The sequence below is a fragment of the Rhizobium sp. BR 315 genome, assembly GCF_050577975.1.
GTDB lineage: Bacteria > Pseudomonadota > Alphaproteobacteria > Rhizobiales > Rhizobiaceae > Rhizobium > Rhizobium miluonense.
In genome coordinates this window covers 1-11,203 of record NZ_JARWKZ010000100.1, presented here as the reverse complement: position 1 = coordinate 11,203, position 11,203 = coordinate 1, and the positions used below count along the sequence as shown (strand labels likewise).

10 protein-coding genes and 1 pseudogene are annotated in these 11,203 nt (G+C 61.9%); 6 read left to right on the top strand and 5 right to left on the bottom strand.

The features are described 5' to 3' along the window. Positions 1 to 362: 362 nt before the first annotated feature. Complete coding sequence (locus QD409_RS34720) at positions 363 to 710, top strand: DUF6881 domain-containing protein (RefSeq protein ID WP_092856620.1); 348 nt, start codon at positions 363 to 365, stop codon at positions 708 to 710. Between the two features lie 48 nt (positions 711 to 758). On the opposite strand, the gene glcF is transcribed toward QD409_RS34720, so the two are convergent. From glcF to QD409_RS34705, 3 genes are read right to left on the bottom strand one after another with little or no spacing between them, the layout of a single operon-like run. After that, a complete protein-coding gene (gene glcF, locus QD409_RS34715; RefSeq protein WP_092856622.1) occupies positions 759 to 2,078 on the bottom strand; it encodes a glycolate oxidase subunit GlcF in 1,320 nt (439 codons plus the stop codon). 16 nt (positions 2,079 to 2,094) lie between these two features. Further along, a complete protein-coding gene (locus tag QD409_RS34710) occupies positions 2,095 to 3,294 on the bottom strand; it encodes an FAD-binding protein (RefSeq protein WP_092856625.1) in 1,200 nt (399 codons plus the stop codon). Continuing rightward, positions 3,291 to 4,730 carry an FAD-linked oxidase C-terminal domain-containing protein gene (locus QD409_RS34705; RefSeq protein WP_430764961.1) on the bottom strand — a complete coding sequence of 480 codons (1,440 nt, stop codon included), beginning with the start codon at positions 4,728 to 4,730 and terminating at the stop codon, positions 3,291 to 3,293. The genes QD409_RS34710 and QD409_RS34705 overlap by 4 nt, the downstream gene beginning before the upstream one ends. A gap of 121 nt (positions 4,731 to 4,851) precedes the next feature. Here QD409_RS34705 and QD409_RS34700 point away from each other — a divergent pair, with 121 nt between their 5' ends. Then, positions 4,852 to 5,748 carry a LysR family transcriptional regulator gene (locus QD409_RS34700; protein WP_092856628.1) on the top strand — a complete coding sequence of 299 codons (897 nt, stop codon included), beginning with the start codon at positions 4,852 to 4,854 and terminating at the stop codon, positions 5,746 to 5,748. 30 nt (positions 5,749 to 5,778) lie between these two features. After that, positions 5,779 to 6,342: an O-acetyl-ADP-ribose deacetylase gene (locus QD409_RS34695; protein WP_092856631.1), complete on the top strand. Its 564-nt coding sequence runs from the start codon at positions 5,779 to 5,781 to the stop codon at positions 6,340 to 6,342. 12 nt (positions 6,343 to 6,354) lie between these two features. Here the strand turns inward: QD409_RS34695 and QD409_RS34690 are convergent, their stop codons facing one another. Together QD409_RS34690 and QD409_RS34685 are read right to left on the bottom strand one after the other, a co-directional pair. Further along, complete coding sequence (locus QD409_RS34690; protein ID WP_092856633.1) at positions 6,355 to 7,518, bottom strand: adenosylhomocysteinase; 1,164 nt, start codon at positions 7,516 to 7,518, stop codon at positions 6,355 to 6,357. A gap of 135 nt (positions 7,519 to 7,653) precedes the next feature. Next, positions 7,654 to 8,562 carry a LysR substrate-binding domain-containing protein gene (locus QD409_RS34685; protein ID WP_092856636.1) on the bottom strand — a complete coding sequence of 303 codons (909 nt, stop codon included), beginning with the start codon at positions 8,560 to 8,562 and terminating at the stop codon, positions 7,654 to 7,656. Between the two features lie 265 nt (positions 8,563 to 8,827). On the opposite strand from QD409_RS34685, the gene QD409_RS34680 reads away from it, so the two are divergent. The 3 genes and pseudogenes from QD409_RS34680 to QD409_RS34670 form a co-directional block, all read left to right on the top strand. Next, the gene (locus QD409_RS34680; protein ID WP_167668110.1) at positions 8,828 to 9,325 is read left to right on the top strand and encodes an NUDIX hydrolase; all 498 of its coding nucleotides are present in this window, start codon (positions 8,828 to 8,830) and stop codon (positions 9,323 to 9,325) included. A gap of 96 nt (positions 9,326 to 9,421) precedes the next feature. Continuing rightward, positions 9,422 to 10,957, top strand: a complete 1,536-nt coding sequence (locus QD409_RS34675) for an inorganic phosphate transporter (protein ID WP_092856642.1) — start codon at positions 9,422 to 9,424, stop codon at positions 10,955 to 10,957. 117 nt (positions 10,958 to 11,074) lie between these two features. Further along, positions 11,075 to 11,203, top strand: a pseudogene (locus QD409_RS34670) (IS110 family transposase); the annotation flags it as partial.

The window sequence follows — 11,203 nt, the reverse complement described above, 5'->3', positions numbered from 1 at the left end:
AAAGCATAGACAGACTTCGGGGGCACTGCCATCAGCCCTCTGAGCAAGGTCCCTTCGCCGGGACGATGGATGGGTTAGGCCGCAACCGCTCACGCAGCACTCAAATGACTGCGCATCTTTAGATTGGCCAGCCGGTCCTCAGCAGACCCCATACAGCAGCGGCCCCAGCGTCGACTGCGGACAGAAGCAAGCACTCGGCGAGGGATTAAGCTCAAAAGGGATTGACTCAATGCCCGTTACAGAAGAGCGGTTCTCAGATTCCGTGAAAAACTGAACCGCTCTAAAAGCCGCGCCTGCTGAAGGCATAATCGATCCCCCAAACCGGTTCAGGCCTGGGGGGGGGTTGTGCTATACTATGGCACATGAGCTTTTCCTATTATCGATGTGACTGGATCCATCCGGAAAACGAGGATCCTGTCGTCGTCTATTACGAGGTCGATGACGCCGGCGACGTTCCTCGGCTTATCGACGTGTTTGCCAACGGTCGCCGGCAATGCATGTCGGTCGTCGATCTTGCCTTGATCGGGCGTGACGGACGGCGCATCGCCAGCCTCGTCGAAGGCTCGTTTTACGACGGCATTGCCGGTATGGTGGACGGCCTCTTCTTCGAGGAAGGCCAGGAGCGCATCAGCATGACGCACATCGCCGCCGATAAGTTCGAGATCGAATGGCAGACGCATCGTGCGGCCAACCCTGAAGGCTCGCAGTAGAGCGAGGCTGGGCCCTCGAAAGCAGCTATGCTGGCCTCCTGGAACTGCTCAGGCGGCGGCCGGTTCCAATCCCTTCAGTTTGGCCGGCATTTCGCCGCCATAGGCCCAGTCCAGCAATTCGACGGTATGCAGAATCGGGATGCCCGTTCCCGTGGCGATCTGCGTGATGCAGCCGATATTGCCTGTCGCGATGATATCCGCCTTGGTCGCCTCGATATTCCTGACCTTGCGGGCCTTCAGCTCGGCCGAGATCTCCGGCTGCATGATGTTGTAGGTACCGGCCGAACCGCAGCAGAGATGCCCTTCCGCCGGGTCGCGAACCGTAAAGCCGGCGGCCTTCAGGAGGAGCTTCGGCGCCATGGTGATCTTCTGTCCATGCTGCATGGAACAGGCGGAATGATAGGCGACGGTGATGCCCCGCGGCATATGCGAGGGCAGATCGAGGCTGGCGAGATATTCGGTTATATCCTTGGCGAGCGCGGAAACCTTCGCCGCCTTTTCGGCATAGGCTGGATCGAGGCGGAGCATGTGCCCGTAATCCTTGATCGTCGTGCCGCAGCCGGATGCGGTGATGATGATCGCATCGAGCCCGCCGGCGTCGATCTCGCGCGTCCACACGTCGACATTGGCACGGGCGGCGGCAAGCGCCTGCTCTTCGCGCCCCATATGATGTACCAGCGAGCCGCAGCAGACCTCCCCTTCCGGCGCCACGACCTCGACTCCGAGGCGCGTCAGCAGACGGATAGTCGCTTCGTTGATCCCTGGATCGAGCACCGGCTGCGCGCAACCGGTCAGGATCGCCACGCGACCGCGCCGTTCTGCCTGCGGCTCATGCCGACCGGGCCTGGAAAATGGGGACGGCGCCGGCACGCTCCGAGGCGCAAGATCGAGCATGGCGGCAAATGCCTTCATCGCCGGGACGCGCTTCAATGGGCCCTTGAACGGCCTGCCGACGCGCGCCAGCTGCAGAGCCAATCGGAAACGGCCGGGATAGGGTAACACAGCGGCCAGCACGTTGCGCGTAAACCGGTCCATCAGCGGCCGCTTGTAGGTATTCTCGATGTGCGCGCGGGCATGATCGATCAGGTGCATATAGTCGACACCCGAAGGACAGGTCGTCGTGCAGGCAAGGCAGGAAAGACAGCGGTCTATATGCGTCGTCACCTCGGCATCGGCGGGCCGGCCGTTTTCCAACATATCCTTGATGAGATAGATACGGCCGCGCGGGCTGTCGAGCTCGTTGCCGAGCGTCACATAGGTGGGACAGGTGGCTGTGCAGAAGCCGCAATGCACGCATTTGCGCAGGATCGCCTCGGACTCGGCCACATGCGGATCGGCAAGCTGTTCGGGAGTAAAATTGGTTTGCATCGAGCAGCTTCCCCCGTCACGCCATCTTGCCGGGGTTGAAAATCCCGGCCGGATCGAACTTTTCCTTCACGTGCGCCGAAAGCAGCGCCACAGCCTCGGGCTGCGGCTGGAAGGCCGGTGTCGTCGCGCGGTGGGCCGGCGTGGCGCGCAGCAAGGTCGCATGTCCACCGCCCAGAGCATGAATATAGCGGCGCAGTACGTCACCTTCCGGCTCGGCTTCCATTCGCATCCAGACCAAACCGCCCTGCCAATCATAATAGGCATCAACCCCTGTTTCGAGGCGAAGAGCGGCGACGAGCTGGTGGCCAGTACCGGGCGCGACCGATACGCGCCAGACGGGACGCCTCGTGCCATCGGCATAGGGCTTCACGTCACGGATTTCTCGCCAAAGCCTGTGGCTGTCATCCTCCGCAAGGCGCGTCGCCGAACCAAGGCGGCTCATGGCGACAGCCAGCTTCTCGGCTCTCACCGAAACAGAGCTGGCAAGCCCTTCGATGCGCAGCACCGTCGCCTCCCCTCTCGGCAGCTTGCCGTCAAGGAAGGACCAGGCGACCGAGAGCGGCAGATGCGCCGCCCCCGATATTTCGAGCGGCAGTGCCATGGCGGCGGCCATAGCTCTCGCCGCCTCGGCGTCGTTGAAGCCTGAAACGACGATCGTCTCTTCCGTCTTCGGGCGCGGCGGCACGCGGAAGGTTACCTCCGTCAGAAGGCCGAGCGTCCCGTGCGAACCCGCCATCAGCTTGACGAGGTCGAGGCCGGTGACATTCTTCATCACACGACCGCCGGCCTTGACAATCTCACCCCTGCCGTTGACGAAACGGACGCCGAGCAAACTATCGCGCGCAGCTCCGCTGACGAAACGGCGCGGGCCGGAAATATTGGCCGCGAAGACACCGCCGATCGTTGGCTCGCCCTCAGTTGCCATCAGCGCGCGATGATCCATGGGTTCGAATGTCATCATCTGGCCGCCTTCGGCCAGCGCCGCTTCGATCTCGGCGACCGGCGTGCCCGCACGCGCGGTCATCACCATCTCACCCGGATTATAGGCGACGATGCCGGCGAGGCTGCGCGACGACAACAGCGCCTCGGCAGCAACCGCATTGCCGAAGCCGGATCGCGTATTGCCGCCGACGATCGCGAGAGCCGCGCCGCGCGACGTATGATCACGGATGATGGCGGCCGCTTCCGCCTCGGTCGTGGGATGAAACTCGCTCATGCGGCGTCGCGCCCATCCAGCGGAAACACTTTGGAAGGATTGAGGATCCAGCCGGGATCGAAAGCGGCTCGCACGGCCATCATCTGGTCGAGATCGACCTTGGCATATTGATGCCGCATCAGGTCGCGCTTCTCTATGCCGACGCCATGCTCGCCAGTGAGACAACCGCCGGCGTCGACGCAGAGCCGCAGGATATCGTTGCCCGCCGCCTCCGCCTTGGCGGCATCCTCCGGATCGTTGGCGTTGAACAGGATCAGCGGATGCATATTGCCGTCGCCGGCGTGAAAGACGTTGGCGACACGCAGGCCGTAACCGTCGATGATCTCGGCCGTCTTCTTCAGCACGTAGGAAAGCTGGCTGAGCGGCACGGTGCCGTCCATGCAGATATAGTCGGCGATGCGGCCGGTGGCGCCGAAGGCGGATTTCCGGCCCTTCCAGATCAAGGCCGCCTCCGTCGCCGACTGGCATTCGCGCACGGTCTTGACCTTATGGGTGCGGGCGATGTCGACGATGCTTTTCAGCATATCGTCCATTTCCGCCTCCGAGCCTTCGACCTCGACGATCAGCAGGGCGCCGACATCAAGGGGATAGCCGGCCTTTGCAAAGGCCTCGCAGATCTCGATCGCCGGCTTGTCCATGAATTCGATGGCGACCGGAACGATGCCGGCCGCAATGACATCGGCGACGCAAGCGCCCGCCTCTTCCGACGTCTCGAAGCCGAACAGCACCGGCCGGGCGCCTTCCGGCTTGGCGATCAGCCGTACCGTCGCTTCGGTGACGATGCCGAGCTGGCCTTCGGAGCCGCAGACGAGGCCGAGCAGATCGTATCCCGCCGCATCCAGCGCCTTGCCGCCGAGATCGATAACGGTGCCGTCGGTCAGGACGAGCTTCACACCGAGCAGATTATTGGTGGTGACCCCGTATTTCAGACAGTGCGCGCCGCCGGAATTCATGCCGATATTGCCGCCGATGGTGCAGGCAAGCTGCGAGCTCGGGTCGGGCGCATAGAAGAAGCCATCGGCAGAGACGCTTTCGGAGACGTTCAGGTTCGTGACACCGGCCTGTACCGTCGCCGTGCGATTGGCATAGTCGATATCGAGGATGCGGTTCATCTTGGAGAGCCCGAGAACGACGGCATCTTCCTGCGGGATGGCGCCGCCGGAAAGCGAGGTGCCGGCGCCGCGCGGCACGACGGGAATGCCGTAGCGGTGGCAATATTTCATGACGGCCGCCACTTCGGCGGTCGAGCGCGGCAGTGCAACCGCGAGCGGCACACGGCGATAGGATACAAAGGCATCCGTTTCGAAGGGAACGAGTTCGCGCGCCTCGTGAATCAGGCATTCGGGCGCGAGGAGAAACGCAAGATCGGCAACGATCGCGCTGCGGCGGGCAAGAACATCCGCGCGCGGCTCCATAAATGAAATAGCCTCGGCCATGCCATCCTCCTCCTGCATTCGATTTGGGGCGTAGCCTCCTTGTAACGCATTACAGGCTTAACGCTTTCCCAAAGTTGACGCAAATGATAAGCATTTATTCCAAAACAGGAAATAATCGTGCATGACCAATCTTGGGGACCTTGAAATCTTCGCCAGCGTCGTCGCAACAGGCAGCATGTCGCTGGCCGGCCGCGCGCTCGGCTTTTCTCCGGCCGTCATTTCCAAGCGCATCAAGCGCCTGGAAGACAGGCTCGGCACACGGCTTTTGCAACGGACGACGCGGCAGATTTCACTGACCGAAGCCGGCCAGGGCTTTTATGACCGGGTGCTTGCCATCCTGGCCGGGCTGGAAGAGGCGGAAGCCTATATCGCCGGTCGCTCGGCGCAGATGCAGGGTACGCTGAAAATCTCCGCACCCACCTCCTTCGGCCGGCTACACATCGCCCCGCATCTGAAAACCTTCATGCAGGCCCATCCGGATCTGGCGATCAATCTGGTGCTCAGCGACGAGTTCGTCGATATCGTCGGCGGCGGCTTCGATCTTGCCATCCGCATTGCCGAGCTTACCGATTCCAGCCTCGTCGCCCGCAGGCTGGCACCCGTGCGCCGGGTGCTATGCGCTTCGCCCGCTTATATCGAGTCCCATGGCATGCCTGACGATATCGAGGATCTGCGCCGCCATATCTGCCTGCCGGCGCACAATCACGATCCCTGGCGGCTGGACGGCCCGAAGGGCGGCCTCACCTTCCGCCCGGAGGGCAAGCTCATCACCAATTCCAGCGAAGTCATCCGCGAAGCCGTGATTGCCGGTTTCGGCATTGCGCTGCGCTCCACCTGGGACATCGGCCCCGAGCTGCGCGACGGCCGCCTCGTCCAGGTGCTGCCCGCCTATGAAGGATCGCACAACGTCACGCTTTCGGCCGTCTATCCGACCAGGCAGTTCCTGCCGGCGAAGGTGCGCGTATTCATCGACTTCCTGACGGAACTTTATGGCCCCGTGCCCTATTGGGAGCGATAGGCGACGTCTTCGGGAATCGAGGAGATCAGCATGTCCGCGCTTGAAACCATTCGCTCCGATCTATCAGACACGACCGGGACACGCTTCACAATCGTTCTTGGCGATATCACCGGGCTTTCGGTCGATGCCATCGTCAATGCTGCAAACAGTAGCCTTCTCGGCGGAGGCGGCGTCGATGGCGCGATCCACCGGGCTGCCGGGCCGGAGCTTGTTGCCGAATGCCGGATGCTGAACGGCTGCAAGACCGGGCAAGCGAAGATCACCAAGGGATATCGCCTGCCGGCCAGGCATGTCATCCACACGGTCGGTCCCGTCTGGAACGGCGGCGGCAACGGCGAGGACGAGCTGCTTGCGGGCTGCTATCGCAACAGCCTCGGCCTTGCCCGCGAGCATGGCCTCAAGAGCATCGCCTTTCCCGCGATTTCCACGGGTATCTACCGCTTTCCCGCTTTGCCCGCCGCAGAGATCGCCACGCGCATCGCCGTTGCTGAAAGCGCTGATGGCGCTTTCAGTGAGATCATCTTCTGCTGCTTCGGCGACGAGATGGCCCGGCTCTATGATCGACTGCTGCCGGAAGCGCTGGCGAGCGCCTGATGGTGCCGCCCGTTAGCGCGCCAAATCGAGATAGGCGGAGGCGACCATGGCGTCGATATCGGCGGGAACAGGGATGACGCAGGCTTCCCTGCCGAGCCCGCCCTTGGCAACACGCTCCAGGCAACGAGCCTGCAACGTAAAGCCGAGGTCCATGGATTCGACCGTATTGCCGAGCGGGCGTGGGCCGGCGAGATTGGCCATATGGCCGCCGCCGAGAATGTGGAAGGCGCGGCCGTCGCGCATGCGCACGGTCTCGATGTATTCCGCGTCGTAGCGATCGATACCGGCGACATCGGGGCTGTTGCGAAACGCTTCGACATCGATCTCATGCGGGAAATGTCCGCCATTCATCAAGATCGCGCCATCCTTGATCAAAGGCAGATCAGCCGCGGTGATGATATTCGGATAGCCGGTAACGGTCACCAGAATATCGGCAGAACGGATCGCTGCGTCACGCAAAGGCGTCGTGAAGCCATCGAGATGAGCCTCGAGCGCCGTGACCGGATCGATGTCGACGACGCTGACGGCGGAAAAGGCGTTGCGGAAGCAAGCCGCCGTGCCCTTGCCGCAAGCACCATAACCGAAGACGGTGACGCGCTTGCCATTGGTGGAGCGATTGGTGAAGCGCAGATAACTCTCGAACATACTCTGTCCGACTGCATGGCGGTTTTCGGCGAATTGCTTGATCGGGCTGTCGTTGATAACGAGGATCGGCATGTTGAGCTTGTCGCGCATCGGCAGCAGCCGGGTGCGGCCGGACGTCGTTTCCTCCGTGCCGCCGAGGAAATTGGTGTAGGGCCGTTCGGCCGCGCGGACAAAGAGATCGCCGCCATTGTCGAGCAGCAGATCCGGCTTTTCCGCCAGGATCGCATCGAGGCTTGCGCCATGCTCATCGGCATCGCGGGTCTGCGTCGCAAAGACCTTGACGCCCTGAGCGCGCAGATAGTCCACCGTTTCCGGCTGGGTGCTGTTCAGATTGCCGGTGCAGACGAGACCGGCACCGCCGGCACGCAGCGTCATCAGCAGCGCCACCGTCTTCGGCTCCAGATGAATGCCGGTGCCGATGGTCAGGCCGGTAAAGGGTTTCGTTTCGCGAAATTCCTTGGTCGTCGCGGCGAGCAGCCGGCAGCTCCGGGCCACCCAATCGATGCGGGACAGAGAAGAAGACTGATCCATGCTGTGCTCCTGGCGGCTGGTTCGATGCGGCGATCTGGCATGACAGGCAACGGCCTGTCGATGGACATTGGAATGCGCCACATGGTAGAAAATCTGCCATGCATGCGTGCGATCAATGTTCGGCCGGATGCCTTGCTAGGATTGCGCAACCCCTGCCCCGCTCAGCCAATCCGCCAGCCGGACGAGCGCGGGATCCTTCGTGTCGCTGCTGCGAATGCTGAGGCTATAGCCAGCCGGCCGCCGAATGAAGCCATAAGGCGCGATCAGCGTGCCACGTCCGAGATCGTCGCCAACGGCCGTGCGAGGAGCGATGGCAACGCCGAGGCCCGAACGGGCGGCTCCGATCGCAAGCAGCAGATCCTCGAATTCTCGTTTGGCCGCGAAGCGAACGGGTGCGTGGCCGCTTTCCGCGAACCAGTCATCCCAGAGGCTTGGCGCGGAACGGCTATTCAGCGCGACCGCGCCGGCCAACGCCGCAACACCGGTGCCAAGGTCAAGGCGCGCGGCGATATCGGCCGTGGCGACCGGACCGAACTCATCCTCCATGAAGCGTATGGCGGTGATATCGCGCGTTGGCCTGTATTCGCCACCCATGATCACCGCTTCGAGGTCGGCGCGTCTGGCGAGAGGCTCGACGGTCGCCATCGGTACGATGTCTATATCGATGCCCTCAAGGGCGGCCTGCAGATCAGCGACCCGCGGCATCAGCCACCAGACAGCAAAAGCGGAGGGAACGCCGAGACGCAGGACACGTCGGCTTCCCTCCGATAGCTCCGCGGAAGCCCGGGCGAGAATGCCGAAAGCGACACCGACCGAATCGGCGAACGCCCTGCCCTTCGCTGTCAATACAAGCCGGCCGTTCTCCCGTTTAAACAAGGGCATGCCGAAATGAGTTTCGAGCAGATTCAATTGCTGCCGGACGGCGCCGCGCACGACGCCAAGTTCATCCGCTGCCTTCAAAATGCTGCCGCGACGCGCTACGGCGTCAAAGGCCCGCAGTGCGTTCAGAGGTGGCAGGCGTCTAGGCACAATGCGTTCGGACATGGCAAGGTTTTATCCCTCTTTCCAATGCAATAGCAGGTCGGTCCAAGCAACTACGCCATCTGCGGCACGAAAATGCCGTTGAATGTCGCTTTCAACACAATCACTGGCGAATATCAGAGGACAAAACCAGTTATTTTTATCTACTCACCACTCAATAAATTTGTGGGGAAATACCATATATTAGCACCTGGAGTGCAAATTTTTCCCACACCATGTTATGATTGAATCGTAACAGTATCTTGAATCCCTAAAGGTGACCCGACAATTGGCCTTTCTCAGCCGTATAGCAAATGATGTGCAACTCATGTTTCGGCGTCCGCCGCGACAGCAATATGCTGCGCTCTGTTATCGGCTGAAGAAGAAGACCGGCGATCTGGAAGTCTTGCTGCTGACCAGCCGCGACACCGGCCGCTGGGTCATTCCGAAGGGGTGGCCGATGCCCGGCAAGCTCTCCCATGAAGTCGCGGCACGCGAAGCCTATGAAGAAGCCGGCGTGCGCGGCGCGGTGGAGACGGAGCCGCTCGGCACCTTCGGTTACGACAAGGTGCTGAAGGACGGCATTCAGGTGCCATGTCGCGTGCAGGTCTATGCGCTCGAAGCCAGCGAACTCGCCAAGAACTTCAAGGAGAAGGGCGAGCGCTCGATGGAGTGGGTTTCCTGCGAGGAGGCCGCCAGGCGCGTGCGCGAGCCTGAACTGCAGGATCTCATTCTCGCCTTCGCACAACGGATGGCGACCGCTCGTGCCGCAATCCAGGCCAAGTAAGCCACATTACTCACAAAAAACTATGCCAGGATATGTGGCGGATGTTGCGCGCCTCATCGGCCAGCGCAATACGAGAGTTTTGATCCAGAGAACTGCATGCCCGACCGACCGGCTACACCAATAAAGAGGACGCTCGATAAGGATCTCGACAAATTCACCTATGTCGAGGATGCGACCCATCACGTCTCGAGGCGCCTGGTGGCGCCGGGCATCGGGCTGATCTTCCTCGGCCTTGCGATGGTCTTCGCCGGCATCTACGTGTTCGACCAGCCGCGTGCGACGCTGATCTTCGCCGCCGTTGCCCTTGCCGGCTACATGGCCATGAACATCGGCGCCAAGGACGTGGCCAACAATGTCGGCGCCGCCGTCGGCGCACGCGCGATCACCATGACGCAGGCGCTGGTCATGGCGGCCATCTTCGAGGTCCTCGGGGCGACGATCGCCGGCGGCCCGGTCATCAACACCATCTCGACGCACATCGTCGATACCGATCGCATCATCAGCATCGGCAAGCTCGCCTGGCTGATGATGGCGGCGCTGCTCGCCGCAGCACTCTGGATCAATTTCGCCACCTGGCTGAAAGCGCCGGTCTCGACGACGCATACGATCGTCGGCGCAGTCGTCGGCGCGGGTGCGGCCGCAGCCGGCCCGGAACTCGTAAACTGGCATGTACTGGCGGCAATCTCTGCGGGCTGGGTGATAACACCCTTCCTCGGAGGCACCATCGCCGCCAGCATCCTTTACTTCATCGAGACTTTCATCGTCTATCGCGACGACAAGATCGCTGCCGCCAGAAACTGGATTCCGATCCTGATCGGACTGATGGCCGGCGCCTTCACAGGCTATCTCGCCGTTCAGCTGGAGCCCAAGGGCACGATCCCCAATATCATGAACCTCGCGATCGGCATCGGTGTCGGGGTCATCGCCTGGCTCGGTGCGCGCCCCCTCGTAGCGGCGCAATCTATAGGCCTGGAAAACAAGAACAGCTCGCTGCGCAAGCTTTTCCGCCTGCCACTGATCTGTTCGGCGGCGCTGATGTCCTTCGCGCATGGCGCCAACGACGTCGCCAATGCCATCGGCCCGCTGGCTGCAATCGTCCGCGATATCGGCCTTGGCGGCTCGCTCAACGTGCTGGCTGAGACGACAACCCATAAAGCTCCCTTCTGGGTGGTCATGATCGGCGGCTGCGGCATCTCCGTGGGTGTGCTGCTTTATGGACCGCGCCTGATCCGCCTCCTCGGCGAGCAGATCACCAAGCTCAATCCCATGCGGGCTTATTGCGTGGCCGTGTCTGCGGCGCTTACCGTCATTGTCGCCGCCTGGTTCGGCTTTCCGGTCAGCTCGACTCATATCGCCGTCGGAGCGGTTTTCGGGGTCGGCTTCTTCCGTGAATGGTATACTATTCGCTCAAAGCGTCGCTTCGCCTATATGCGCAAGCAGGCCGAAGCCGCGGGCATCCCCTGGAACGAGCCGGATGCTGCCGACGAGCGCAACCCCGACGAAATCCATCGCCGCCGCCTGGTGCGCCGCTCGCACTTCATGACCATCATCGCCGCCTGGGCGATCACCGTTCCGGTCGCAGCCCTGCTTGCCGCCGGCGTATATTGGGGTATGGTCGCGCTCTTCATTTAGATGGTGTAACGGGCGGAGCCCGGCCAGCCAGGTTTGAATGGCTGGTGGTCGTCCCTCACAATGATGGTGTCGCGGAGTCAGGAGAGACCTGCTCCATAGCATCACGGAGAGACGACCATGAAGCAGTATGCCGGCATCGACGTATCATTGGAATACTCAAGTGTGTGCGTGGTGGATGCGGATGGCCGCATTGTGCGTGAAGCAAAGGTCCACAGTGAACCCGATGCGCTGATCGCCTGGTTTGGC

Bases quoted from the DNA above. Each gene is read 5' to 3' on its own strand.
- QD409_RS34710 (WP_092856625.1), bottom strand. From the start codon at position 3,294: ATGAGCGAGTTTCATCCCACGACCGAGGCGGAAGCGGCCGCCATCATC.
- QD409_RS34695 (WP_092856631.1), top strand. From the start codon at position 5,779: ATGTCCGCGCTTGAAACCATTCGCTCCGATCTATCAGACACGACCGGG.
- QD409_RS34720 (WP_092856620.1), top strand. From the start codon at position 363: ATGAGCTTTTCCTATTATCGATGTGACTGGATCCATCCGGAAAACGAG.
- QD409_RS34700 (WP_092856628.1), top strand. From the start codon at position 4,852: ATGACCAATCTTGGGGACCTTGAAATCTTCGCCAGCGTCGTCGCAACA.
- glcF (WP_092856622.1), bottom strand. From the start codon at position 2,078: ATGCAAACCAATTTTACTCCCGAACAGCTTGCCGATCCGCATGTGGCC.
- QD409_RS34690 (WP_092856633.1), bottom strand. From the start codon at position 7,518: ATGGATCAGTCTTCTTCTCTGTCCCGCATCGATTGGGTGGCCCGGAGC.
- QD409_RS34705 (WP_430764961.1), bottom strand. From the start codon at position 4,730: ATGGCCGAGGCTATTTCATTTATGGAGCCGCGCGCGGATGTTCTTGCC.
- QD409_RS34675 (WP_092856642.1), top strand. From the start codon at position 9,422: ATGCCCGACCGACCGGCTACACCAATAAAGAGGACGCTCGATAAGGAT.
- QD409_RS34685 (WP_092856636.1), bottom strand. From the start codon at position 8,562: ATGTCCGAACGCATTGTGCCTAGACGCCTGCCACCTCTGAACGCACTG.